At 38.1% G+C, this 26,264-nt stretch carries 25 protein-coding genes and 1 pseudogene; 9 read left to right on the top strand and 17 right to left on the bottom strand.

The window, feature by feature from the left end; all coding sequences use genetic code 11:
* The first annotated feature begins 376 nt into the window (after nt 1-376).
* Complete coding sequence (locus tag SB717_RS02330; protein ID WP_410903133.1) at nt 377-1,279, top strand: COX15/CtaA family protein; 903 nt, start codon at nt 377-379, stop codon at nt 1,277-1,279.
* 39 nt (nt 1,280-1,318) lie between these two features.
* Here SB717_RS02330 and pyc read toward each other — a convergent pair whose 3' ends face one another.
* The 3 genes from pyc to SB717_RS02345 form a co-directional block, all read right to left on the bottom strand.
* On the bottom strand, nt 1,319-4,768 hold the full coding sequence (gene pyc / locus SB717_RS02335) for a pyruvate carboxylase (RefSeq protein WP_074678408.1): 3,450 nt from the start codon (nt 4,766-4,768) through the stop codon (nt 1,319-1,321).
* Between the two features lie 133 nt (nt 4,769-4,901).
* A complete protein-coding gene (locus SB717_RS02340; RefSeq protein ID WP_074678410.1) occupies nt 4,902-6,092 on the bottom strand; it encodes an FtsW/RodA/SpoVE family cell cycle protein in 1,191 nt (396 codons plus the stop codon).
* 143 nt (nt 6,093-6,235) lie between these two features.
* The gene (locus SB717_RS02345; protein WP_370506486.1) at nt 6,236-6,502 is read right to left on the bottom strand and encodes an Fpa/YlaN family protein; all 267 of its coding nucleotides are present in this window, start codon (nt 6,500-6,502) and stop codon (nt 6,236-6,238) included.
* A gap of 281 nt (nt 6,503-6,783) precedes the next feature.
* Between SB717_RS02345 and SB717_RS02350 the strand changes: the two genes are divergently transcribed.
* Nucleotides 6,784-7,284 (top strand): hypothetical protein, encoded by a 501-nt coding sequence (locus SB717_RS02350; protein WP_013056073.1) that lies wholly within the window; start codon nt 6,784-6,786, stop codon nt 7,282-7,284.
* A gap of 36 nt (nt 7,285-7,320) precedes the next feature.
* On the opposite strand, the gene SB717_RS02355 is transcribed toward SB717_RS02350, so the two are convergent.
* Nucleotides 7,321-8,649: a PhoH family protein gene (locus SB717_RS02355; protein ID WP_013056072.1), complete on the bottom strand. Its 1,329-nt coding sequence runs from the start codon at nt 8,647-8,649 to the stop codon at nt 7,321-7,323.
* Nucleotides 8,650-8,865: 216 nt separating this feature from the next.
* On the opposite strand from SB717_RS02355, the gene SB717_RS02360 reads away from it, so the two are divergent.
* Nucleotides 8,866-9,465, top strand: coding sequence for a YhcN/YlaJ family sporulation lipoprotein (locus SB717_RS02360; RefSeq protein WP_410903134.1), 600 nt, complete (start codon nt 8,866-8,868; stop codon nt 9,463-9,465).
* 26 nt (nt 9,466-9,491) lie between these two features.
* Here SB717_RS02360 and SB717_RS02365 read toward each other — a convergent pair whose 3' ends face one another.
* Nucleotides 9,492-9,947, bottom strand: coding sequence for a pyridoxamine 5'-phosphate oxidase family protein (locus tag SB717_RS02365; RefSeq protein ID WP_028414102.1), 456 nt, complete (start codon nt 9,945-9,947; stop codon nt 9,492-9,494).
* 185 nt (nt 9,948-10,132) lie between these two features.
* Between SB717_RS02365 and SB717_RS02370 the strand changes: the two genes are divergently transcribed.
* Nucleotides 10,133-10,333: a YlaI family protein gene (locus tag SB717_RS02370; protein WP_258357963.1), complete on the top strand. Its 201-nt coding sequence runs from the start codon at nt 10,133-10,135 to the stop codon at nt 10,331-10,333.
* A 1-nt stretch (nt 10,334) separates the two neighbouring features.
* Nucleotides 10,335-10,769 (top strand): hypothetical protein, encoded by a 435-nt coding sequence (locus SB717_RS02375; protein ID WP_074678416.1) that lies wholly within the window; start codon nt 10,335-10,337, stop codon nt 10,767-10,769.
* Nucleotides 10,770-10,795: 26 nt separating this feature from the next.
* Here SB717_RS02375 and SB717_RS02380 read toward each other — a convergent pair whose 3' ends face one another.
* Together SB717_RS02380 and typA are read right to left on the bottom strand one after the other, a co-directional pair.
* Complete coding sequence (locus tag SB717_RS02380; protein ID WP_013056067.1) at nt 10,796-11,113, bottom strand: YlaH-like family protein; 318 nt, start codon at nt 11,111-11,113, stop codon at nt 10,796-10,798.
* A gap of 159 nt (nt 11,114-11,272) precedes the next feature.
* Nucleotides 11,273-13,111 (bottom strand): translational GTPase TypA, encoded by a 1,839-nt coding sequence (typA, locus tag SB717_RS02385; protein WP_013056066.1) that lies wholly within the window; start codon nt 13,109-13,111, stop codon nt 11,273-11,275.
* A 113-nt stretch (nt 13,112-13,224) separates the two neighbouring features.
* Here typA and SB717_RS02390 point away from each other — a divergent pair, with 113 nt between their 5' ends.
* On the top strand, nt 13,225-13,410 hold the full coding sequence (locus SB717_RS02390) for a YlaF family protein (protein WP_055989026.1): 186 nt from the start codon (nt 13,225-13,227) through the stop codon (nt 13,408-13,410).
* Between the two features lie 108 nt (nt 13,411-13,518).
* Here SB717_RS02390 and SB717_RS02395 read toward each other — a convergent pair whose 3' ends face one another.
* Both SB717_RS02395 and SB717_RS02400 read right to left on the bottom strand, forming a co-directional pair.
* A complete protein-coding gene (locus tag SB717_RS02395; RefSeq protein ID WP_074678422.1) occupies nt 13,519-14,325 on the bottom strand; it encodes an inositol monophosphatase family protein in 807 nt (268 codons plus the stop codon).
* A 195-nt stretch (nt 14,326-14,520) separates the two neighbouring features.
* Complete coding sequence (locus SB717_RS02400) at nt 14,521-14,706, bottom strand: hypothetical protein (protein ID WP_013056063.1); 186 nt, start codon at nt 14,704-14,706, stop codon at nt 14,521-14,523.
* Nucleotides 14,707-14,973: 267 nt separating this feature from the next.
* Between SB717_RS02400 and SB717_RS02405 the strand changes: the two genes are divergently transcribed.
* Nucleotides 14,974-15,609 (top strand): YktB family protein, encoded by a 636-nt coding sequence (locus SB717_RS02405; protein ID WP_410903135.1) that lies wholly within the window; start codon nt 14,974-14,976, stop codon nt 15,607-15,609.
* A gap of 49 nt (nt 15,610-15,658) precedes the next feature.
* Here SB717_RS02405 and SB717_RS02410 read toward each other — a convergent pair whose 3' ends face one another.
* Nucleotides 15,659-15,928 carry a UPF0223 family protein gene (locus SB717_RS02410; protein ID WP_013056061.1) on the bottom strand — a complete coding sequence of 90 codons (270 nt, stop codon included), beginning with the start codon at nt 15,926-15,928 and terminating at the stop codon, nt 15,659-15,661.
* Between the two features lie 532 nt (nt 15,929-16,460).
* On the opposite strand from SB717_RS02410, the gene SB717_RS02415 reads away from it, so the two are divergent.
* Entirely contained in the window at nt 16,461-17,936 is a 1,476-nt protein-coding gene (locus SB717_RS02415) for an aminotransferase class I/II-fold pyridoxal phosphate-dependent enzyme (RefSeq protein WP_074678426.1), read from the top strand.
* Nucleotides 17,937-17,974: 38 nt separating this feature from the next.
* On the opposite strand, the gene SB717_RS02420 is transcribed toward SB717_RS02415, so the two are convergent.
* On the bottom strand, nt 17,975-18,100 hold the full coding sequence (locus SB717_RS02420) for a GapA-binding peptide SR1P (protein ID WP_013056059.1): 126 nt from the start codon (nt 18,098-18,100) through the stop codon (nt 17,975-17,977).
* A gap of 335 nt (nt 18,101-18,435) precedes the next feature.
* Between SB717_RS02420 and SB717_RS02425 the strand changes: the two are divergent.
* Nucleotides 18,436-19,470 (top strand): annotated as a pseudogene (locus SB717_RS02425) (BCCT family transporter); the annotation flags it as partial.
* A 50-nt stretch (nt 19,471-19,520) separates the two neighbouring features.
* Here the strand turns inward: SB717_RS02425 and SB717_RS02430 are convergent.
* From SB717_RS02430 to SB717_RS02455, 6 genes are all read right to left on the bottom strand, one after another.
* Entirely contained in the window at nt 19,521-19,763 is a 243-nt protein-coding gene (locus tag SB717_RS02430) for a hypothetical protein (protein WP_016763437.1), read from the bottom strand.
* 247 nt (nt 19,764-20,010) lie between these two features.
* Nucleotides 20,011-21,423 carry a dihydrolipoyl dehydrogenase gene (lpdA, locus tag SB717_RS02435; protein WP_328238200.1) on the bottom strand — a complete coding sequence of 471 codons (1,413 nt, stop codon included), beginning with the start codon at nt 21,421-21,423 and terminating at the stop codon, nt 20,011-20,013.
* A 3-nt stretch (nt 21,424-21,426) separates the two neighbouring features.
* Nucleotides 21,427-22,722 (bottom strand): dihydrolipoamide acetyltransferase family protein, encoded by a 1,296-nt coding sequence (locus tag SB717_RS02440; RefSeq protein WP_410903136.1) that lies wholly within the window; start codon nt 22,720-22,722, stop codon nt 21,427-21,429.
* 102 nt (nt 22,723-22,824) lie between these two features.
* Nucleotides 22,825-23,802 (bottom strand): alpha-ketoacid dehydrogenase subunit beta, encoded by a 978-nt coding sequence (locus tag SB717_RS02445; RefSeq protein ID WP_013056055.1) that lies wholly within the window; start codon nt 23,800-23,802, stop codon nt 22,825-22,827.
* A gap of 3 nt (nt 23,803-23,805) precedes the next feature.
* Nucleotides 23,806-24,921, bottom strand: a complete 1,116-nt coding sequence (gene pdhA, locus SB717_RS02450; protein ID WP_013056054.1) for a pyruvate dehydrogenase (acetyl-transferring) E1 component subunit alpha — start codon at nt 24,919-24,921, stop codon at nt 23,806-23,808.
* A 580-nt stretch (nt 24,922-25,501) separates the two neighbouring features.
* Complete coding sequence (locus tag SB717_RS02455; protein ID WP_410903137.1) at nt 25,502-26,167, bottom strand: YkyA family protein; 666 nt, start codon at nt 26,165-26,167, stop codon at nt 25,502-25,504.
* Between the last annotated feature and the right edge of the window lie 97 nt (nt 26,168-26,264).

Consider the following 26,264-nt stretch of genomic DNA (forward strand, 5'->3'; position numbering starts at 1 on the left):
AAAACTACTTAAAAGCTTCACATGTAAACGATAAAATAGTAGAGAAATATCTATTTCTCATGTTTATTAAACCATATTTTGCCGTTACTTTGTGAAGAATTCATGAAAAAAATATGGATTTTTTTTGTCATGAGCTAAATGCATGTCCCTGTCACTTGTTAAAAGATATTTCTGCAAGTAAAATAGTTTTCTGTACGGTACCTTTTACATATCCGCAGAGTCAAACTCATGAACAAACCTTACACTTTCTACCATTATAACAAATTCAATCAAGTTTATGGAGAATAAATGAAATTTATGTTTAATATACAAAAAGATTAAGATAAATTGTTTAGCTCGTTATATTACTTACTTTGCTTTTAGGATGGTGATTATTGTGCGACTTGGATTAAAGTTTTTATCCGTGGTGACAAGCATGGCCATGTTACTTATTCTACTTGGCGGTGCCCTTGTGACGAAAACTGGTTCAGCAGACGGGTGCGGAGATTCTTGGCCTCTGTGTAACGGTCAGCTCATTCCTGACCCTTTAACATTTGAAACCGTTGTTGAGCTAAGCCACCGCTTAGTTTCGGGCGTGTCGGGCTTTCTTGTGCTCGCTTTATGCGTATGGGCATGGATTTCACTAGGACATATAAAAGAAGTTAGGCCTTTAGCGTTTATTTCTTTTTTCTTCCTCGTACTGCAAGCATTAATTGGGGCAGCAGCCGTTATGTGGGGTCAATCAGATGCGGTGCTAGCTCTTCATTTTGGTATTTCTCTTATTTCGTTTGCTTCTGTGCTGCTGTTAACACTTATTATCTTTGAAGTGGATCAAAAGCTCGACGCAACTAATATGCAGCTAGGCTCTAAAATGAAAAAACATATTTACGGGGTTATCTTGTACACATATGCCGTTGTGTACACGGGCGCGCTTGTTCGCCATAAAGAAGCTAGCTTAGCCTGTCCAGACGTTCCATTTTGTTCAAACAGAAACGGTTGGCTACCTGTTGATTTAAATCAGTGGATTCAAATGGGACATCGATTCTCTGCTGTTTTAACGTTTGTATGGATTTTAGCTGCCTTTATCCATGCAGTTAAATATTATCGTCATCAAAAAAATATTTTTTACGGATGGTTAGCTGCTCTCATTCTAGTTATTTTCCAGGCGGTTTCCGGTATGCTTGTTGTTATCACACGTCTGCAGCTAGAGCTCGCGCTTGCTCATTCTTTAATTATCTCTTTCCTATTCGGTGTATTAAGCTACTTAACCTTACTTGCAACGCGTCATACATATAATTAATCAAAAAAGGTACGAGCTCAGAGCTCGTACCTTTTTTGATTAGCTTTCTAATTCAATTAATAAATCTCCCGGCTGGATGCCATCTCCATTCGACACGTGTACTTGTTTAATCACGCCGTCAAATGGTGCTTGCACGGTTGTTTCCATTTTCATTGCTTCTGTGATCATTAAGTGATCACCTTTTGAGACTTTATCGCCTTTTTCTACTACTACTCGAATAACAGTTCCAGGCATTGAAGCGCCGATGTGGGCCGGATTTCCTTGGTCGGCTTTTTGTTTTGCCGTAACGGTTGTTTTGACACTTTCGTCTTTAATCACGACTTCACGAGGCTGACCGTTCAATTCAAAGTATACTGTTCGCGTACCGTCTGCCTGCGGTTCTCCAATGGATACAAGGCGAACAATTAAGGTTTTTCCTTTTTCAATTTCAATTTCAACCTCTTCTCCTAAACGCATGCCGTATAGGAAAGTCGGTGTATCAAGAACAGAGATATCCCCGTATTGCTCGACTGCTTTGTGATAATCCATAAATACTTTTGGATACAGCGCATAAGCAATGGCATCAAAACTCGTTACTTGACGATTTAAGTCTTTAAATAGCTTTTCTTTTACTGCATCGAAGTCCACATCTTCTAACAGTTCACCAGGACGAACTGTAATCGGTTTTCTGCCTTTTAGAATGATGCGCTGAAGCTCTTTAGGGAATCCCCCGTGAGGCTGTCCTAAATACCCTTCAAACAATTCAATAACTGAATCCGGGAAGTCAAGCGTTTCACCGCGCTCAAACAGCGTTTCTTCTGTCAAGTTGTTTTGAACCATAAACAATGCCATATCTCCAACTACTTTTGATGATGGCGTAACTTTTACAATATCACCAAATAGCAAATTCACGCGTGAATACATATCTTTTACTTCATCCCAGCGGTTTCCTAAACCAACTGCTTTTGCTTGTTGCTGTAAGTTGCTATATTGACCGCCTGGCATTTCATGCTCGTATACTTCCGTATGAGGAGCATTCATCCCGCTTTCGAAGTCTTGGTAATATTTTCGCACGTCTTCCCAATAGTACGAAAGCTGTTCTAAATTTTTAATATCCAGATTTGGTCTGCGGTCTGCACCTTCTAAGGCGTAATAAAGAGAGTTAGCACTTGGCTGAGACGTTAAGCCGGCCATCGAGCTTACGGCTACGTCTACAATGTCTACACCTGCTTCAATTGCTTTTGCATACGTGTATACACCGTTTCCGCTTGTATCATGCGTATGAAGGTGGATTGGAATATCAACCGTTTCTTTTAGAGCCGATACTAAATCATAAGCTGCCTGTGGTTTTAAAAGACCCGCCATATCTTTAATGCCTAGAATATGTGCGCCAGACTGCTCAAGCTCTTTTGCTAAGTTCTTGTAGTAATCCAAATCATACTTACGACGTGTCGGATCTAAAATATCACCTGTATAACACATCGCTGCTTCTGCGATCTTCCCTGTTTGACGAACGGAGTCAATTGCAAGAGTCATTCCTTGCACCCAGTTTAAGCTGTCAAAGATACGGAAAACATCAATACCTGCATAAGCTGATTTTTCAACAAATTCCTTAATTACATTATCAGGATAGTTTTTATATCCAACCGCATTTGACGCACGAAGAAGCATTTGGAAAAGAACGTTTGGCGCTTGTTGACGTAAAGTAAGCAAGCGATCCCACGGATCTTCTTTTAAGAATCGATAAGCGACATCAAACGTTGCTCCCCCCCACATTTCCATAGAAAATAAATCCGGAAGCAAGCGTGCAGTTGGGTTAGCTACTTGTTTTAAGTCGTTTGTACGAATACGCGTAGCTAAAAGAGACTGATGGCCGTCACGGAAGGTTGTATCCGTTAATAGCACTTCCTTGCGTTCTTTCACCCAATTTACTAGCCCTTCAGCGCCTTTTTCATCTAAAATCTGCTTTGTTCCGTTTTGAATTGGTTTGCTTATATCGACACTAGGAACGCGCGGTTTTGTAAAGATTGGCTTTTTCTTTTCCGATACACCTGGGAATCCGTTTACCGTAACATTCCCAATGTATGTAAGCATTTTAGTTCCGCGGTCTTTTCGCTTCGGGAAAACAAAAAGTTCAGGCGTTGTATCAATAAATGATGTATCATAAGCACCTGTTAAGAACTTATCATGCTTCACTACATTTTCAAGGAACGGAATATTGGTTTTAATTCCACGAATACGAAATTCTTTTAAGTTCCGTACCATTTTTGATGCGGCTTGATCGAATGTTAATGCCCATGTTGTTACTTTTACTAACAGTGAATCATAATAAGGCGTAATTACAGCACCTTGGAAACTGTTTCCCGTATCTAAACGTACGCCAAAACCGCCACCAGAACGATAAGCCATAATCTTACCCGTATCCGGCATAAAATTGTTTAGCGGATCTTCTGTCGTTACACGAGATTGAATCGCATATCCATGTACTTGAATTTGATCTTGTGCAGGAATGGACACTTCCTTGCTGTGAAGTCCGTAGCCGTCTGCAATTAAAATTTGCGATTGAACGATATCAATACCTGTAATCATTTCAGTAATTGTGTGTTCTACTTGAACACGTGGATTTACTTCAATAAAATAAAAATCGTTTCCTGATACTAAAAATTCTACTGTACCAGCATTTATGTACTGCACTTTTTCCATCAGCTGCACAGCTGCTTCACAAATGCGGAGACGTAAGTCTTCATCTATAGAAACACTTGGTGCTACTTCTACTACTTTTTGGTGGCGACGCTGCACAGAACAGTCGCGTTCATAAAGATGCACAACATTCCCTTGTTCATCACCTAAAATTTGCACTTCAATATGTTTTGGATTTTCAACTAATTTCTCGACGTACACTTCATCATTACCAAAAGCCGCTTTTGCTTCTGATTTGGCACGGTCATAAGCTTCATTCAGGCTGTCTGCATCGCGAACGATACGCATGCCTCGACCGCCTCCGCCCAAAGCTGCTTTGATCATTAGAGGATATCCATGCTGATTAGCAAACTCTTTTGCTTCGTCAATTGAATCAATAGGACCATCCGTACCAGGAATAACGGGAATATCTGCTTGAATAGCCTGATGACGTGCTTTTACTTTATCCCCAAACATATCAAGATGCTTGGATTTTGGGCCAATAAAAATAATGCCTTCTTCTTCGCAACGTTTCGCAAATTGGATATTTTCTGACAAAAAACCATAACCAGGGTGAATAGCATCTACATCATGAGACTTAGCAATATCGATGATGCCTTCTATATCTAAATAAGCATCAATCGGTTTTTTCTCCGCTCCTACTAAATAGGCTTCATCCGCTTTGTAACGGTGATAAGAACCTGCATCTTCCTTCGAATAAATTGCAACAGTCCGAATATTCAGTTCAGTACATGCTCGAAATACACGAATCGCAATTTCTCCTCGGTTTGCTACTAATACTTTTTTGATTTTTTTAGTTACAAAACTCATGTTGCTAATCTCCTCTCAATTTCGTATAAACTTCAATATATAGCAAAATTGGATAAAAGAAAAGCAAAAATCAATGGAAAATGATAAAATCCCAATAAATTTTTGCTTTTTTTACACAATTTTTTCACGAAAATCAATCGCTTGTTGTTGATGTATTGTTCGGATGTAGCACAATATTTTCCGTATTTTTCTGCTTTTTATTTTGATAGTTTACGAAAAATGAAATATTTACAATAATTCCCATAGATACCATCAGCGTTAGCAGTGAAGACCCTCCGTAACTGATAAACGGAAGCGTAACGCCGGTAATTGGAATGAGTCCCGTCAGCCCTCCAAGGTTAATGCCTGTTTGAATACCTATCATACTGGCTACTCCAATACAAATCATGCTAGCAAACGGATCCTGAGATTTTTTAGCCAGCATTAAAATCCTGAAAATTAAGAAGCCTAAAAGGCCCAGTACGAGCATAACTCCAAAGAATCCTAATTCTTCTGCAATAATAGCCATAATGAAATCGGTATGGGGCTCCGGAAGATACCCATACTTTTGTACACTTTCTCCTAAACCGAGGCCTTTTAAGCCTCCTGTACCTATTGCTAAATATGAATTAACCAGCTGATAACCGGTTCCTTGAGCATTGGCAAACGGATCTGATGCACCGGTAAAACGGCCAATTCGGTTGTCTGTAAACTGACCTGTGAAAAACCCAATCGCAATAATTACCGTAAGCAAAATGATACCGAGTGCTAGCATGCGGAAAAAGGTTTTTTTAGAGATTCCCGAACATAGCATAATTGTCACGGCAATAGCAAAAATAATTGATCCCGTTCCAAGGTCAGGCTGAATAGCTACAAAACCTAATATTAGAAATACAAGACCCATAGGTCCAAAAAAAGCTTTTTTGATGTTGTCAATATACTCTTGCCTTTTAGACAAAACATACGATAAGTATAAAATGACAACAAGTTTGGCATATTCAGCCGGCTGCATGTTTGCTCCGCCAAGCTGCAGCCAACTTTGCGCATTGTTACTCGTATGCCCCATTACAAACACAAGCAAAAGCAGTACAAAAATGCCCAAAATCGCATAAGGCAGTATTTTAGGATACAGCTTGTAAGGTGTTAGCATTGTTAAAATGAACAATACAAGCGTAAAAGCAAGCCACATTTTTTGTCTGTTGTAAAAGAAATCACTTGACGTATGATATCTTGTAATACTTACAATCATACTGGAACTGTAAACCATAACTAGTCCAACCGCACAAAGAAGCAGCACTGGAATTACAATTGAATAGTCAAAATGCCTAAATATTTTTTTTACCATAACCCTCTTCCTTTAAAAATGACGTGTTTCTGTTTCGTTTCATCTTTTATGTACAAATTTGAGTAAATTAGGAAATTTCAACCACCTGTAATAAAAAACTCAAACTACGTTTGTATATAGTTTGAGTTTCAATCGCGTGATTTTTATTTTTTTGTAAACGCTTCATGCAGTGCAGAAAGTTCACGCTCGAGGCGGTCTAGCAATGTTTTTCCAACACGTTCATCAATTAAACCAAGACGAACTGCAAAATCAATTTCTCTTGATAAACCAAACATTTGTGTATCTAAAACCTCTTCATAAAGAGGACATTGTGGCATTGTTAAGTTATCCATTTGAACTTGAATTAATTGCAAAATCTTATCTGCATCAGCTTTTAACAACGCATACGCTTTTTCACGATGATCTATCATTGTCTCAGGCGTCAAACTCAATCCCTCCGTTCGCGAGCGATTACCTAATCTATCTCTCAATTTTAAAGGCTATGCTCCAAAAAAGCAAGGATAAACATGTCCGTGAGGCTGGCCGTCTTTTTTATACTGTTACTTTCTCAAAACCATTACCATAGATGTAGGAAATTTCGCACTTTCGTTGACTTTTACATTATATCATACGAGAATCACTCTCAACTAAATTTTTTCATCAAAGTGACAAATAAGTAGAAAGCGCTTATACTTTTAGCAAGGGGGCATTTATGATGAATTCAATTATTATGTTAAAAGGAAAAGTAAAATATACGCTGACACTCGACCCAAGCGTGTGGATTTTCGATGACCGCAAGCTCGATATGGACGTTTTCTTTGAACATCCACCGGAGCAAAAAGACGAGACAGAAGCGTACACAAAGGCTGTTTCGAAGCATTGGGACCGTGAAATTCAAGAAGGAGCCGTCTTTCCTCCTACGTTAAAAACCGAAAAGAAATTCAAAAAACAGGAGCTAGTAAATGGAACATTTGGCATTTTATTTGCACCTTTTCTAGCAAATGCTTCACCTACTGAAGAAGCTACCAACGTTTCATTTAAAACAAAAGACGCGCTGATTTCTTTTTCATTAGAAGAAGCGCAAAAACTAATCTTTGGTTTCAGCCAAGATGGAAAGCCTCTTAGAGAAGACGGGCCTATCTATGTTTATTTACCTGACGGATCTAACCGAAACAACCCTATTAAATATGTGGAAGAAATCATCGTTACATAATAAAAAAGTGGGGTTCCAAAAGGAACCCCACTTTTTTTAAAGAATATCAGCTGCTAATTGTGCCAGTCCGGAGCGCTCTCCTTTGATTAACCGAACGTGGCCCGATACTTTTTGCTCTTTAAACTTTTCGACTACGTATGTTAATCCGTTGTTATACTCATCTAAATAAGGATGATCAATTTGAGCCGGATCTCCCATAAGGACAATTTTACTCTTTTCCCCTACCCTTGTTAAAATTGTTTTAATTTCATGCTTCGTTAAATTTTGCGCTTCATCAATAATAATGAACTGTTCTGGAATGCTTCGGCCTCTTATATACGTTAAGGCTTCTACTTCTATTGAACTGAGACCCGCTAGAATCGCATCCAGTTCTCCAGGCTTTTTAGTGTTGAATAAGTACTCTAGGTTATCATAAATTGGCTGCATCCATGGACGAAGCTTCTCCTGCTTTTCTCCTGGCAAGAATCCAATATCTTTCCCTAAAGGAACAATTGGACGAGCTACAAGTAGCTTTTTAAAACATCCTAGATCTTCCGTCTGCATAAGTCCTGAAGCTAAAGCAAGCAGCGTTTTACCCGTACCTGCCTTTCCAATTAACGTGACCAGTTGAACGTCGTCTCTAAGAAGAAGTTCTAAAGCCATAATTTGCTGAACATTTCGTGGTTTGATTCCCCAGATATGATCATATTCAAATAAAAGCTTTTTTACTTTCGTTGTTGTTTGATCGACAATGCCGATGGCTGATCCGGATCCTCCAAATGCATCTTTCATCACTAAGAATTGATTTGCAAAAAAGGAGTGGTTCGCAATTTGAGACGTTAGCAGCTCTCCTTTTTCGTAAAATTGACTCAGCAGTTCTTTTGCAATATAGACTTCAGAAAAGCCTGTATAAATGCTATTGAATTCCACTACTCGATCACTTAAAAAATCTTCTGCTCTTAAGCCGATTGCGTCAGCCTTCACACGTACTAACACATCTTTACTCACTAGTATCACTTCACGTCCATCTTCTTTTGTTTCCTCTTCAAGAGATAGATTTTTAGCAACAGCTAAAATTCGATTATCATTTGTTTTTTCCACAAAGATTTCTTGAAGCTGTTGAAAAGAGCGATGATTGAGTTCAATTCGCAAATGGCCCCCATTTTCTAAAGGGATTTTCTCATATAACTTTCCATGTTGTCTTAAGTTATCAATGAGTTTGGATACCTGCCTTGCATTTCGTCCGACTTCATCCATGTTTCTTTTTTTCGAATCAACTTCTTCTAGCACAACGGCCGGAATCACTACTTCGTTATCATCAAATGAAAAAATTGAATGCGGATCTTGTAATAAAACATTCGTATCTAATACATAAATTTTTCCCAATAATTCAGCCTCCTACTCCGATTGTTTTTCCTGTAAGGAGTGAAACAAGGCACCCATCCATTTATATACTATGTAACGCGCATGTGTGAAGTGACCTTAAATGGACGGACCATTTTCTTTAAATATATGAACACGTGTATAAAGATAGAAGAACTATTAGAAACTAAATACAAATTACTACAAAAAATGAGTCATTCATAAGGAGGAGTCTCCCACATGAACAAATTTTTTCTATCCATTAGCTTATGTTTTATTACACTAACCGGCTGCAATAATAACGAAGCAGACGTTGAAGAAGGGCAAAAAACAGATCGAATTGTACAGGTCAAAAATTCATCTCCTGAACACTCTCACAAGCGTACTGCTAATGAAATATCAGCGCATTTAGTTGAACTGGCTTCAAGCGTTCCGAATGTAAATGATGCTACTGCCATTGTGCTCGGTAAGTATGCAATTGTAGGCATTGACGTCGGCAAAAATATTGATCGTTCAGAAGTAAGTTCAATCAAATATACAGTTGCCGAAGGTCTGAAAGCTGATCCTTACGGCGCTAATTCTGTTGTTATTGCAGATCCTGATACGGTGGCTCGGCTAAAACAAATTGGAAATGAAATTCGCAAAGGTCGGCCGGTTACAGGATTTCTAGATGAATTAGCGGCCATTGTAAACCGAGTGATGCCTGAATTTGCAGAAGAAATTCGCCGAAATCCTAGTTCAACAGATACAAACAATCAAAAATTAAATAATAAACAAGAGCAAAACTTAAAGAATGAGCAGGAAAAACAATCTAACAATCATCTTCAAAAAAATGAATAAGAAAGTCGCTTAGCGGCAGGCTGCTGCTAAGCTTTTTTTATCGCTTCAATTACTTGCTTATCAAGTTTAGCGGCTGCTACTGGATCATAGGTCTTTTCATATGAAGGGTTTACTGAAATCTTAGAACCATAGAACATGACATCTCTTACTTCATTAATATCTAGTTCAATTAGCGTCAGCTTTAAAGCTACCCCTTCTAACTTTTCTTGCACTACCTCAGCTATTCCGCTGATTGAGTAGCATGATTCATTAGCAAGAATATTTACCACTGCTTTATTCGTATGTTTAATGTTTTCTACAATCCTCGATTTGACATCTACGGCAAATCGAATTTTTTGTTTAGTCGGAGCTACTAACCACGAAATGGCACTAACATTTGGAGCGTTTGTTTCAAAATCAATAGTTGAAATGGTTGCAAATCTCTCTGTCTGTAGCTCATCGTATAATGCATCTACTAATTGAGTCTCGACTTCGTTGGCCATTTTCATCCCTCCTACTGTTTATGTACTTACTAATTACTATCTTCGAGCTAACAAGCGAAATTACCTGCTTCTTTAGGAATGTTTTCCTGTCGTTCCTTTTCTACTGCGAGATAGCACCGCAAAAAAACTTTATAAAACAAGAATTTTCGGCTAGAATGATGTATAGAGAAGTTGAGGTGATAGAAATGAGAGTACAATGTGTCATGTGCGATAAAATTGAAACAATTGAGGATGAAACACTCGTGGCAAAACGACTGCGCAACCGTCCTATCCATACATATATGTGCAATGAATGTGCTGAACGGATTGAAAAACGAACAAAAGAACGCATAGCTACCGGTAACTTTAAACTATATGAGTCGAAAAAGACAGAGGAGGATTGGTAAGGTGCTCCGATTAGGAATAAGTATTGGCATGTTAAGCGGGATTATCCTTGGGTTATGTTTAAAATGGATAGAATGGCTAACCGGCAAACAAGTTTATACCCTTTTATTAAATGTTGATTTTATTCCTATCATTGGTCCTATTCAATGGCCTGAATGGGTAGAGTTTGTTTTTCATTTACTCATTGCCGTTGTAATTGGGATCGTTTTTGTTTACATAGTAGGTAAATTAAACAATATGTCTATTCGAAAAATCGTATTGTGTTCCTTTTTGTTAACACTTCCAACCATTCCTTTGTATTTTCCGTTGACGCTGCTTGCGCTCAAGCCTACGCCTGCGGTGGATGATTTACTAGCGATTTTTTATTGGACAGCGGGCCATCTAATTTTCGCAGCCGCTCTTGTCTTCGGCTATATCATACTAAAAAGACGCTTGTAGCTACAAGCGTCTTTTTATGTAGTCTTTTATGAACCCAACGTGGAGTTTTGCTTTTTAGCCTGATACAGCCGTATTTTATAAATAATTAATACAAGTGCTGCAACTACAAGCCCTTCAGCTACAGGTAAAAAAATGCCTAAAAACGTTAAGATCGTACATCCAAAAGCTAAAAACAGATAAATAACAACAGATTTTAAAAGCGGCAGCTTCTTTGCAAATCCGAGTTTGTACACGAGAACAGATAGCCCTAAAATGGTAAAGTATAACAGCCACATTCCTATTTTTGCATGTTCATCTACTTGATACAAAGCAGCAAAAAATGAAAGGTGTTCTTTTACATCCATAATTCTTCCCCCTATTCCTTACTTTACATTATTCGATATAAGCCACCTTTTTCCTTTCCAAATTCCTTCTTTATAAAACGCTTTCAAAAGATAGAAAATTCTGATATAATAGATAAAAAACAAGCCGCTAGCAAATAGAGCTAACGACTTACTTTTTTATTATTTCGTGTCAGCGTATTTTTTCTTTTTCGCTGCTTTTTCACGTTCATTTTTATCAAGAATTTTTTTACGTAGACGAATAGATTCTGGTGTGATTTCACAATATTCATCTTCGTTTAAATATTCAAGTGATTGCTCTAAAGACATAATACGAGGTTTTTTCATACCTGTTGTTTGATCTTTATTAGCAGAACGCATATTCGTCATTTGCTTCATTTTACAGATGTTAACAACGATATCATTTTCACGAGTGTGTTCTCCTACGATCATACCTTCGTATACTTCTGTACCTGGCTCAACGAAAATTGTACCACGATCTTCTACGCCTTGGATTCCATAAGTAGATGATTTACCGCTTTCCATAGAAACAAGCACACCTTGACGGCGACCTCCAACTTGACCTTGCTGCATTGGTTGGTAGCTATCAAATGAATGGTTAATGATACCGAATCCACGAGTTAACGATAAGAACTCAGTTGTATAACCGATTAAACCACGTGCAGGAACCATAAAGATCAGACGAACTTGACCGCTGCCGTTGTTAATCATATCAACCATTTCACCTTTACGAGCACCCATTGATTCCATAATAGAACCCGTATGTTCTTCAGGCACGTCAATTTGAACACGTTCAACCGGCTCACAGCGAACGCCATCAATTTCACGAACGATTACTTCAGGTTTTGATACTTGAATCTCATATCCTTCACGACGCATGTTTTCAATTAAAATAGATAAATGAAGTTCTCCACGTCCTGAAACAACCCATACATCCGGTGAATCAGTATTTTCCACGCGTAAACTTACATCCGTCTCAAGTTCAGACATTAAACGTTCTTCAATTTTACGAGATGTAACAAATTTACCTTCACGACCAGCAAACGGTGAATTGTTTACTAAGAACGTCATTTGTAAAGTAGGCTCATCAATACGTAAAATTGGCAGTGCATCTTGGTGGTCAAACGGACATACTGTTTCACCTACGTTGATGTCTTCCATTCCTGATACAGCAATCAAGTCTCCTGCTTTTGCTTCTTCGATTTCAACACGCTTTAAGCCTAGGAAACCGAATAATTTTGTTACACGGAATTGTTTTACCGTACCGTCAAGCTTCATTAATGCAACTTGCTGGCCTACTTTCATTGTTCCGCGGAATACGCGACCTACACCGATACGACCAAGATAGTCATTGTAGTCAAGCATTGCCACTTGGAATTGAAGTGGTTCGTCGCTGTTGTCTACTGGTGCTGGAATGTGCTCGATGATTGAGTCAAATAGAGATGACATGTTCTCATCTTGCTTTTCAGGATTCGTGCTAGCCGTTCCATTGATTGCTGAAGCATAAACAACAGGGAACTCAATTTGTTCCTCGCTTGCACCTAGTTCAATAAATAAGTCAATTACTTCATCAACTACTTCAGTTGGACGAGCAAAGTCACGGTCAATTTTGTTAACAACAACAATCGGCGTTAAGTTTTGCTCTAATGCTTTTTTCAATACAAAGCGCGTTTGAGGCATACATCCTTCGTATGCGTCTACTACAAGTAGAACACCGTCTACCATTTTCATAATACGCTCAACTTCTCCACCGAAGTCAGCATGTCCTGGCGTATCCATAATGTTGATACGCGTATCTTTATAATTAATAGCTGTGTTTTTCGCTAAAATTGTAATTCCACGCTCACGCTCAAGGTCATTTGAATCCATCGCACGTTCTTCAACATGCTCATTAGTACGGAATGTTCCGGACTGATGTAATAATTTATCTACTAACGTTGTTTTCCCATGGTCTACATGGGCAATAATGGCAATATTACGTAAATCTTTACGAATGTTCACGCATTTCACTCCTATGCTTGTAATAACTAAGCTATTATATCACACTAACTCTAGAATTGCAGAATGATTTTGTTGTACACTATAAATATCCGTTACAAATGGGAGGAATCAACATGAGAAACATTAAGTGGGTATTCGTTTTATATGCATTCATCGCAACTGCAGCAATTATGTCAATTGGCATATTTATCGGAGAAGGAAGCGCTCTCGGGGTCGTTTTAGCTATCGCAGCTTTAATTGTTGTAATGGGTCTTGGCTTTACAACTAAGAAAAAAATGCGAGAAAAAGGGCAGCTGTAATTTTTTTGCGATGATTGAAAGCGTCATGGCCATTTGCAAGATTAAAATGGTTCATGACGTTTTTTCATCACAAAATTCTTTGACTACACGTAAGTCTTCACTTCTATTTTATTTATTCCACTTTCCTTCAAGGTACGTACGAAAGATTTCGTCATGTAATGTTGGTTTGCTTACAAATACACTGCTTTTTTCAAGAATCTCTAACGGCTTTCCTTCTAAATCCGTCATAACTCCTCCAACTTCTTCAATCAACACTTTACCGGCAGCAAAGTCCCATGGAGCCAAACGTAAAGTAATGTATCCATCCAAGCGTCCGGCCGCTACGTAAGCAAGCTCAATAGCTGCGGATCCATATGAACGGGTCCCTCTTACTTTACGCACAAGCGGACTTAATACGGAAGGATCAATACGCCGGTTCTCCGTCACCCATGTTGCATTTAGGCTAATAATAGCTTGTTCAACTGGTACAGGCTCAAGTTTCGGCAATTGGATGTCATTCATAAACGCGCCATGTCCTTTTAAAGCATGATACAGCTCATTATGAATAACATCATAAATATAACCTGCTTGTCCTACACCATTTTCAAATATACCGATGGAAATAGCAAAATTCCGCTGCTGATGAACAAAGTTCATCGTCCCGTCGATTGGATCAATAATCCAAATTGTTCCTTCTTCTGATTCAAGCTCTTCTCCATATCCTTCTTCTCCAAGAATATGATGTTCTGGAAAGGTTTCATTAATTTTTGAGATAAAAAACTGTTCGATTTCTTTATCCATATTTGTTACTAAATCATTTGGATTCGATTTCGTTTGAATGAGAAGTTCTTTACTAAACGACTGTTGAATTTTTTGTCCAGCTTCTTTTAGCCACTCTTTAACGTATGTATCAATTTCTTTCCAGCGTTGTGTCATCTCAATTCCCCCTCAAAAATACGTCTCTTATTTAAGCTTAAAAAAACCTCTGCAAGATGTCAATTAACAGAGCACGTGGGAGAAGAACTGCCGCTTCTTCTCCCACGTGCTCTGTTACCACTTATAAATCTGCTCATTCAGTTTAATCCTTTTTTACAGTTTACCCTTATTTGTTCTATTTTATTCCCGTATCTGCTACTGAAGAGATATCATTTCTTCACGAAGTTTCTCGAGCTTTCGCTTACATTTTTGTTTTTGTTCCTCATTGTTCTCCATCATGGCTTCATATAACGTCGCTAACTCGTAATCTAACTCCAAACGAATTACACCTAATCTTTTTTGTCCATCATTCTTCTTATACATATTCACCACTTGTTTCATGTTTCAAACACCCCTCTCAAATTATTGAACCTGCTTATAGAAAACTAAATTTTCAGATATTTTGATTGATATAGTCTATGTCGAAACCTAATCTCATGCAACTAAATTGTGTGATTACCTATAAAAAAATGATAGACACGTTTTGACAAGCATATGCGAATTAATTGGTGTTTATGCTTTTCATGTGGTAGAATCTTCGCGTAAATCATACTTAGTTGCATAGATGCACAGCAGCTATACATATTCACTAAAAAACGGAGGTTTCACATGGCATTCTCAGGATTTTCACAAGATGACTTTAACGTATTCCGTATCGAGGGGCTTGATGTACGTATGGAAGCCATCAAAACAACGATACGCCCAAAATTCGAACAATTAAGCAATCATTTTGCTCCTACTCTTTCTTCACTTTGTGGAGATGAAATGTTCGTACACATTGCCAAACATGCACGAAGAACAGTTAACCCGCCAGCAGATACGTGGGTAGCCTTTGCTAACAGTAAACGCGGGTATAAAAAGCTCCCTCATTTTCAAATTGGGCTTTGGGAAACACACGTCTTTGTTTGGTTCGCCGTCATTTACGAATCACCTATTAAAGAACAATTTGGAAAGCTGCTAAAACAAAACATCGAGGAGATTCGTCAAAATATCCCAGCCTCGTTTGTTTGGTCGAAGGATCATACAAAACCTGATAGTGAAAAAATGGGCGACTTATCTTCTGAAGACTTAGAGAGTTTGTTTGAACGTCTAGAGACGGTTAAGAAAGCTGAGATCCTATGCGGCATTACAATTCCAAAAGAAGAAGCGATTGCAATGAACGGCGAAGAATGGATGGCTCGTATTGAACAAACATTTCATACGGTAACTCCATTATATGAACTAACTAAAAAAGCATATGCATAATTTTAACGAATTGATATAAAAAAAATGGAGCCAAGCTTGGCTCCATTTTTTACATTTTTATAATATCTCCAGAAGAAGCAGCCTTTGCTTTTTGAATCGTTCGATAAGAAGAGTATTTACTTTGGTCTTCAAAATCGTTACAGATTGTTTTTTCTTCTGCTTTACTTGGCACAATTTCTTTAAATCGGCGATAGACTGCCATTAGGTGATCACGCTCAATACCTTTTTCATAAGCTCGTTCAATGCTTTCAAAAAACTTCACTACATCAATAATTTCTTCTGTACTCCAATCAAGGGAGATAGGGTATTGATATTCCACTTTTCATCACTCCATTTATTTCTTCAATCTATGTATATCTATATTCTTAACTCTATCACAATCTATAATGTACACAAAATTTATTCTCTTTTCACACAAAAGAATTCCTCCTTTTTTTTCTTTTTATTTTCTCTTTAAAATATCTTTGCAAATGGGTTAATAAGTGCTATAATTCTTTTGTTTTATGGGGATTTTCAAAACATAAAGAGCTATAAAATAATGAGTAATAAGCAGTTTACAATTACTTGTATTTTTGTAATTAAAAATTGTATTTATATTATCAAACAGTAGTAAACATACGCGTTTCATTCATTTATATAATGGTTAAAATCAAGAAAACTGCCGAGTAGAATTTCTGTTGAATTTTCTTTTAGAGAAAAAAGATATGATATTTTAATATGTAGAATTCAACAGCCATTAGTTTTTAGTATATAAAATTGAATGCTGTAATTTGATAAAAAAACAATCAAAGTCCCTCTAAGCTTTGCTTAGAGGGACTGACAATTTATGATAAAAGAGGTGTATAGCAAAGTTGTCTTCTCAATTTTCAACTCCATTATTTACTGGATTGGTTAATCACGCTAAGAAAAACCCAACACAATTCCATATCCCTGGACATAAAAAAGGAAATGGAATGGATCCTGAATTCCGCTCATTTATTGGCGATGATGCTTTATCCATTGATTTAATTAATATCGGTCCCCTTGATGACCTTCACCAGCCAAAAGGCATTATCAAACAAGCGCAGGATTTAGCTGCAGCAGCATTTGGTGCTGACCATACTTTTTTCTCTGTTCAAGGAACGAGCGGAGCAATTATGGCAATGGTTATGGCGACATGTGGACCTGGAGATAAAATTATCGTTCCTAGAAACGTGCATAAATCTGTTATGAGTGCGATTGTTTTTTCAGGAGCTACGCCTATTTTTATTCACCCTGAAATTGACGAAAATCTTGGCATTTCTCACGGTATTACATCGGACTCTGTAGAAAAAGCCTTAAAGCAGCACCCTGAAGCAAAAGCAGTGCTTGTTATCAATCCAACTTACTTTGGAATTTCCGGAGACCTTCGCAAAATCGTAGAAATTGCCCACTCGTATCAAGTGCCTGTACTTGTTGATGAAGCTCACGGGGTTCATATTCACTTCCATGATGATTTGCCTCTGTCTGCTATGCAGGCCGGTGCAGATATGGCAGCAACAAGCGTGCATAAATTAGGCGGCTCTATGACGCAAAGTTCAATTTTAAACATACGCGAAGGATTAATTTCTCCAAAACGTGTACAGTCTATTTTAAGCATGCTGACAACAACATCAACATCTTATCTGCTGCTGGCTTCTTTAGATGTTGCACGAAAACGTTTAGCTACAGAAGGAAAAGAGCTGGCTGAACGTGCAATTTCTCTCGCTGAAAAAGCACGAAAAGAAATTAATACAATTGAGCATATCCGATGTATAGGCAGAGAAATTTTAGGCACAAAAGCTACGTATGATTTAGACCCTACTAAATTAATTATTTCTGTTTCAGATTTAGGAATTACGGGCTATGACGTAGAAAAATGGATGCGTGAAGCTCATAATATCGAAGTTGAAATGTCTGACCTTTATAATATTCTATGTATTATCACGCCCGGAGATACTGAAGAAGATCTTTCACGTCTGGTCACAGCTCTGCGTGAGTTATCCGCAAAATTCCATAATCTTTCTGAGACAACAGCAAAACCGGCTATTTTATTACCTGATATTCCTGTATTAGCTTTAACACCTCGTGATGCTTTTTACGCTGAAACCGAAGTGGTACCTTTTCATGAGTCGGCAGGTCGTATTATTGCAGAATTTGTGATGGTCTATCCTCCAGGTATTCCTATTTTTATTCCTGGGGAAATCATCACTGAGGAAAATTTAACCTACATTGAAACAAACTTAGAGGCAGGTTTACCAGTGCAGGGTCCGGAAGATTTTGAATTAAAGACATTTCGTGTCATTAAAGAACATAAAGCAATTCAATAAAAAAAAGGTGCGGAACTTCGCACCTTTTTTTTATTGAATTAATCTAAATCTTCATCTGCTTTTTGACATTCTCCGCTTTTACATGTTGAGTATAATCGCGTCACTTTCTCATCTTCGAAATGATCAATTGTGCAGTTACATGTTTGACATACGATTGTTCCCATTTTGTAAACTCCCCTTTAACCGTCTTTTTTTGTAAGCGTTTTACAACTCTTGATATTATATTATTATGTCACATTAAATATGTCAACAACTAATTAGTATGTCACATTAAAAATATTTTTCTCATAAATGTTATATTTGTTTTCAAAAAGCTAAACGCTTAGCATCATCTCTATTTATATGAAAAAACAATGTCTAATTTCACCTGTATTTCAGCACTTTAAAATAATTGCGAAAAATAAGAATTTGAGATCTTGCTTTTTTTCTTACTAATAGGGTAGACATTTCATACAAACTTTACTAAAATGTATAACCATATGGTTTCATGTATAGCTAAAAAGGTTACCCGTTCATAATCAGTAATATTTTACGTCCACTATTAGGAAAACGTGTTGATGGACCTCTTGGAACAATCATAAACGTCATCGCCGTATTTGCAACTGTTTTTGGGGTGGCAACATCTCTAGGACTAGGCGCTATTCAAATTACCGGTGGAGCCTCTTACTTGTCGCCAAGTATTGATAATAATTTTACAACTCAATTAATTGTTATTATTATCGTGACGTTCTTGTTCATGCTGTCAGCACAGACAGGCCTGAACAAAGGTATCAAGTATTTGAGTAACATTAATATTGTTTTAGCTATTCTGTTAATGCTGTTCTTGTTATTTGCAGGTCCAACCAACTTTATTATGGACTTATTCGTTACAACAATTGGCAGCTACATTCAAAACTTGCCGTCGATGAGTTTTCGATTGAGCCCGTTTGATAACAGCACATGGGTTCAAGATTGGACAATTTTCTACTGGGCATGGTGGATTGCTTGGGCACCGTTCGTTGGTACGTTCATTGCTCGTATTTCACGAGGTAGAACCATTCGAGAATTTTTAATTGGTGTACTAGCTGTTCCGACCGTATTTGGTGGATTATGGTTTGCCGTATTCGGAGGTTCTGGGGTTTACTTAGACTTTTTTAAGGATCTTCCTGTTATGGATGTTATCAATAATAAAGGGACAGAAGTTGCTTTATTCTACATACTTGAACAGTTTCCATTTGGTACGTTCATGTCCATTGTCGCTATTTGCTTAATTGCTACATTCTTCATTACATCAGCTGACTCAGCTACATTTGTTTTAGGAATGCAGACAACAAATGGTGATCTAAACCCTTCAGGCTCTATTAAGCTTACGTGGGGCTTAATTCAATCGTTAACAGCAATCATTCTGCTTTGGACAGGTGGTTTGGATGCGCTCCAAACAGCTGCGATTATAGCAGCACTTCCATTTTCAATTGTGCTCGTGCTAACGGTCTTCTCATTAATGAAAGCTTTTAAAGAAGAAGGCGCATTAAAAAGAGAAAAGAAATCTGTGTAAGACAAAAAAAGCGTTAGCTTATACAAGCTAACGCTTTTTTTTATGCAATCTTACGCCGTGCAAAATAAAATTAATTGATAACACGTCAAGCAAACAGCTGAAGTTGTACCCGTCATCATAAGCGCCAGTCTTTTAGATTTGACGTTCATTTCTGCTATTCCGTAAGCTAAATAAGCAAATACTAAAAATAAAATAATTTTAGATGTCAATTGATCACGTTTTGATAGCAATTCAACCAGTGAATACCCCATCCAAATAACAATGTGTAAGCTCCAAACGAAATACGTCTTCATAGCTCCTTCGCCGCCTTTTCATTCGTTATCCAAAGAAGCAATTTTTTATCTTACCTACAAAGAAAGCACGTCCCACTTCATATGTATGCATCTAGGCCTCATTTAAGACTGCTGCAGCGCTTTTTACACGTTTCTCCTAAAAGAATACTCATCAGCAACAAAAACTGTCTGACAAGCATCTGATACTTTATGAAAACAGTTTTCTTCAAAAAAAAGCTGATGCATACGCATCAGCTTTTTAAAAACATTATTTTACAATGTGAATTGGGCTTCCAATAGCTACTTCAGCAGCTTCCATTGTGATTTCACCTAATGTTGGGTGAGCGTGAATTGTTAATGCGATATCTTCAGCTGTTACCCCAGCTTCGATAGCAAGACCAAGCTCAGCGATCATGTCAGATGCGCTAGGTCCAGCGATTTGAGCACCAACAACTACTCCGTCTTCTTTACGAGTGATAAGCTTCAAGAAGCCTTCTGCAGCGTTAAGTGCAAGGGCACGTCCGTTAGCAGCAAATGGGAATTTAGAAACTTTAACAGCTAATCCTTCTTCTTTCGCTTGTGCTTCAGTATAACCTACAGATGCAAGCTCAGGCTCAGAGAATACAACTGCTGGAATTCCTAAGTAGTCAATTTCAGCAGGTTCGCCAGCGATTACTTCAGCTGCGATTTTACCTTCGTAAGAAGCTTTGTGTGCAAGTGGTGGTCCAGTTACGATATCACCAATTGCAAAGATGTTGCTTACAGATGTACGAGTTTGGTTATCGATTTCGATAAGACCGCGGTCAGTCATTTTAACGCCAACTTGCTCAAGACCAAGCTCATCAGTGTTAGGACGACGACCAACAGTAACTAATACGTAGTCCGCATCGATTACTTTTGACTCTCCGCCTACTTCAAACGTAACTTGTACGCCGTCAGCAGTTTCTTCAACACCTTTAGCCATTGCTTTTGTATAGATTTCAACGTTTCCTTTTTTCTTAAGGTTACGTTTAACAAGTGAACTCATTTGTTTTTCAAAACCAGCTAGAATTTCATCAGCAGCTTCTACAAATGTAACTTCTGTACCGAAGTTAGCAAAAGCAGTACCAAGCTCAGTACCGATATAACCTCCGCCGATTACAACTAATTTTTTAGGAACTTCTTTAAGCGCTAATGCACCTGTAGAGTTGATTACGCGCTCAGAGAATTTGAATCCAGGGATCTCAATTGGACGAGAACCAGTTGCAAGGATTGCATTTTTGAATTTGTACGTTTGTGCTGAATTTTCATCCATTACACGTACAGTTTCGCTGTCAACGAAGTAAGCTTCACCTTTTACGATATCAACTTTGTTACCTTTAAGAAGGCCTTCAACACCGCCAGTAAGTTTGTTTACAACGCCGTTTTTGAATTCTTGAACTTTAGAGAAATCAACTGTTACGTTCTCAGCGATAATCCCCATGTCTTCAGAATGTTTAGCATGTTCAAAACGGTGACCTGCAGCGATTAATGCTTTTGAAGGAATACAACCAACGTTTAAGCATACGCCTCCAAGATTACCTTTTTCTACGATTGTAACTTTTTGACCTAATTGAGCTGCACGAATTGCTGCAACGTAGCCACCAGGGCCAGCACCAATGACAAGAGTATCAGTTTCGATTGGGAAATCTCCTACTACCATTTATTACGCCTCCATTAATAATAATTCTGGATCATTTAATAAACGCTTGATTTGGTTAAGAGCGTTTTGAGCTGTTGCGCCATCGATAATACGGTGGTCAAAGCTTAGTGATAATGCTAATACTGGAGCAATTACAATTTCACCGTCGCGTACAACTGGTTTTTCAGCGATACGTCCGATACCTAGAATTGCAACTTCTGGGTGGTTGATAACTGGAGTAAACCATTGTCCACCAGCAGAACCGATATTTGTGATTGTACAAGAAGCGCCTTTCATTTCAGCAGGAGCTAATTTACCATCACGTGCTTTTCCAGCAAGGTCGTTAATTTGATCAGAAATTTCGAATACAGATTTACGATCAGCATTTTTCACAACTGGTACTAAAAGACCTTTTTCAGTGTCAGCAGCGATACCGATGTTGTAGTAATGTTTTTGAATTACTTCATCTGTAGAATCATCGATTGAAGTGTTAAGAGCTGGGAACTTCTTAAGTGCTGAAGTTAACGCTTTTACCACGTAAGGTAAGAATGTTAATTTAATACCTTGATCTGCTGCAACTGTTTTGAATTTTTTACGATGAGCAACAAGAGCTGTTACATCGATTTCATCCATTAATGTTACGTGTGGAGCAGTGTGTTTAGAGTTAACCATAGCTTTTGCGATTGCACGACGGATACCGCTCATTTTCTCGCGAGTTTCTGGTAGATCGCCTTCAGGAATAGCTTGTGCTGCTGCTGCTTTTGGTTCAGCTGAAGCAGTTTCCTCTTTAGCTGGAGCTTCAGCAGTTGCTGTAGAACCACCAGATAGGAAGCTATCGATGTCATCTTTAACAATACGTCCGTTTTTACCTGAACCAGGAACAGCTTTAATGTCTACGCCTTTTTCACGAGCATATTTACGCACTGAAGGCATAGCAATTACTTTACGGTTAGGATCAACATCAGCTTGTGCTGCAGGAGCTGTTGCTTCTTCAGTCACTTCTTCAGTTGAAGCTTCTTCTTTAGCTTCTTCTGCTGGTGCATCATCATGATCGTCACCTTTGAATTTTAAGTCTTCGTATCCAGGAGCATCAAAAGTAACGATAACTTGTCCTACAGTAGCTACTGTACCTTCGTCAACTTTTACTTCTAATACTTTACCTTTTACAGGAGATGGGATTTCAACAACAGCTTTGTCATTTTGTACTTCTGCTAGTACATCATCCTCATCAATTTCATCTCCAGCTTTTACGAACCATTTTACAATTTCACCTTCGTGGATACCTTCACCGATATCCGGCAGTTTAAATTCAAATGCCACGTGTCTTCACCCTCCTAGTTAGTTGCGTTCAATTTGTTAGTGTTTATTTTATCTAAGACAGAAATCAGCACAAAGCTGATTTCTATCACAGTAAAATGCTAATTAAAATTCAAGTACTTTCTTAGCTGTTTCAACGATATCTTTGTGGTCTGGTAACCATACGCCCTCAGCTTGAGAGAATGGGAACACAGTATCCGGTGCTGTTACACGTAATACTGGTGCTTCTAAGCTTAAGATTGCACGATCGTTAATTTCAGCTACAACGTTAGCTGCGATACCAGCTTGTTTTTGAGCTTCTTGAACTACTACTACGCGACCAGTTTTTTCAACTGATGCAAGAATTGTATCGATATCTAAAGGTTGAACTGTACGTAAGTCCACTACTTCAGCAGAGATACCTTCTTTTTCTAGTTCTTCAGCTGCTTTTAATGATGAATGTACCATTGCACCGTAAGCGATAAGCGTTACGTCTGTACCTTCACGTTTCACATCAGCTGTACCTAAGTCAATAGTGTATGATTCTTCAGGTACTTCTTGACGGAATGAACGGTAAAGCTTCATGTGCTCTAAGTATACAACCGGATCGTTATCACGGATTGATGAAATTAAAAGACCTTTTGCATCGTATGGAGTTGAAGGAATTACAACTTTTAGACCAGGTTGAGATGCTACGATACCTTCTAAGCTATCAGCGTGAAGTTCTGGTGTATGAACGCCTCCACCAAATGGTGAACGGAATGTGATTGGTGCATTCCAGCGACCGCCAGAACGGTAGCGCATACGTGCAGCTTGACCTGATACAGAATCAAGTACTTCGTATACGAAACCAAAGAATTGAATTTCAGGAACCGGACGGAAACCTTGAGTCGATAGACCTACAGCAAGACCACCGATACCAGATTCAGCTAATGGCGTATCGAATACGCGATCTTCGCCGAATTCTTGTTGAAGACCTTCAGTCGCACGGAATACTCCACCGTTTACGCCAACGTCTTCACCAAAAACTAATACGTTTTCGTCGTTTTTCATTTCTGTGCGTAACGCATCAGTAATCGCTTGAATCATTGTCATTTGCGCCATGGCTTACTTCGACTCCTTCTCTTTGTAGATTTCATATTGCTCTTGTAAGTTTGAAGGCATAGTTTCGTACATGATTTCCATTAAATCTGTAACTTTTTGTTTTGGATAATCGTCAGCCTTCTTAATAGCTTGTTTGATATCTTCTTTAGCTTGCTCGATTACTTTGTTTTCTTCTTCTTCATTCCAGATGCCTTTAGCTTCTAAGAATTTACGGAAGCGAACAAGTGGATCTTTCTTTTCCCACTCAGTGTCAAGCTCAGCTGTACGATAACGAGTTGGATCGTCACCAGCCATTGTATGTGGACCATAACGGTAAGTTAATGTTTCAATTAAAGTTGGACCTTCACCGTTTACTGCACGCTCACGAGCTTCGCTTACTGCAACGTATACTGCTAGTGCATCCATACCGTCTACTTGAACGCCTGGGATACCAACAGCCGCTGCTTTTTGAGCGATTGTACGTGCTGCAGATTGCTTTTCAACTGGTGTTGAAATTGCAAAGCGGTTGTTTTGTACAACAAAGATTGCTGGAGCTTTGAATGCACCTGCGAAGTTCATACCTTCGTAGAAGTCACCTTGTGAAGCTCCGCCGTCACCTGTATAAGTGATTGCTACTGCTTTTTTACCGCGCTTTTTAAGACCTAGTGCCACACCAGCAGTTTGCACGATTTGTGCACCGATGATGATTTGTGGAGAAAGTACATCTACACCTTCTGGCGCTTGGTTACCGTGGAAATGACCACGAGAGAATAAGAACGCTTGATATAGTGGAAGACCATGCCAAATTAACTGAGGCACATCACGGTACCCAGGTAAAATGAAGTCTTCTTTTTCTAATGCGAAATGTGAAGCGATTTGAGAAGCCTCTTGCCCAGCAGTTGGTGCATAGAAACCTAAACGACCTTGACGGTTCAATGAAATTGAACGTTGATCAAGAATACGAGTGTATACCATGCGAGTCATTAACTCTTTTAATTTTTCGTCAGATAAATCTGGCAACGCTGATTTATTTACTACTTCGCCCTCTTCATTAAGAATTTGGAACGTTTGGTACTGCTCAGCGATTTTATCAAGTTGCTTTGATACATCAATAATAGCCTTTTTAGTTTTAGCAGCCATCTAAGTCACCTCTTCCTTTCATTTAAGCCGTATAAATTCATTTTACTAATCAAACAAACATACACGCTTTTAGAATGTCCCAAATGGACAAGTAAAAGTCATATTTTGTCGAGTAGCTTTTTGAATTCGCTAATCCTTAACATTTCTATGTATTCCCCAGCGAATTCTGTGCAAACATTTACGTAAAAGGAAAGTTTAAGCGAAACGAGCGTTTCGTTAAACTGTATTAATTATTTTGCAAAAATGATTAATACAACACTTACTACGCTACCTAGTTTACAATACACTAAAACAGTTCGTCAATGCATTTACATCAAGAAATTACGCTTTTTTAGTTTGTGAAATAAAACACATAAAAAAGACATGCTGTACTATTACACAGACACAAACTGTATTATATGTTTTATAATAACCTTCTCTTTTTTTACGTCTGCACATCTCCTATCTTGCCACAAATAAACGATTTTTTAAAACAATAACCTTTTGTAATTTTTACTTGAATCATGTCGAAACTCTTTCTTTATTTCAGAAAACCTTCCTTTTCAGCCAAAAAAAAGACCTGTAAACTTCACAGGCCTCTTCATTTATCCTCGCTATTTTTCACTTTTAACTTTGTTTTGTTATAAAAATCCTCTTTGGCTTTGTTATAGTCAGCTGTTAATGTGTTGAACGTTTCTTTTTTCTTTTCAACTTCTTTATAGGTAGCATTGATCGAAGCGATTTGTGTTTCAAGATTCTCTAATTTTACATTGTCTTTTTCAAAGAGCATATATAGCTGACGATCTAATTTAATGGAATGAAAATAGGCATCATGTAAGGACTGGTAGGCCTTATAACGCTTCTTCATTAACGAAGATAGTTCAAGCGCCTCTTCTTTTGCTTTGCCGTCCTCTAGTTTTTGGATCTTCGGCTCTGTCGCTTCAAATTGTTTTTGCGAAGCGCTGATGCTTTTTTCTTCTTTTTGTAATTTACTTTCACGCTCATCTAATAACTGCTGCGCTTTTTGCGCTTTATTTTTTATTTTCTTTTTATCTTTAATCCCTAGCTCAATAATTTGGTCGTATATCGCATTTTCTTGCTGTTCTAAGTCAGCTAACGGTTTTTGCTGATCGGCAAATTGCTTTTCTTGTGCTACCACTTTTTCTAATCCATTATATACTTCAAGTTCAGGCGATGAGCCTTCTGCACAGCCTGCTAGTGACATAGCAGCAATGCCGATAACTATATATCTTCCGACGCATTTCATATCTGGTAAATCCTCCCTTATTCATGGGTCATTATACAATTTTTGTAGGAAATTAGCAATTTATCTACACCCTTTTTCCACCTTTTAATATATTATA

The organism is Priestia sp. SIMBA_032, from assembly GCF_046535215.1.
Lineage (GTDB): Bacteria > Bacillota > Bacilli > Bacillales > Bacillaceae_H > Priestia > Priestia aryabhattai.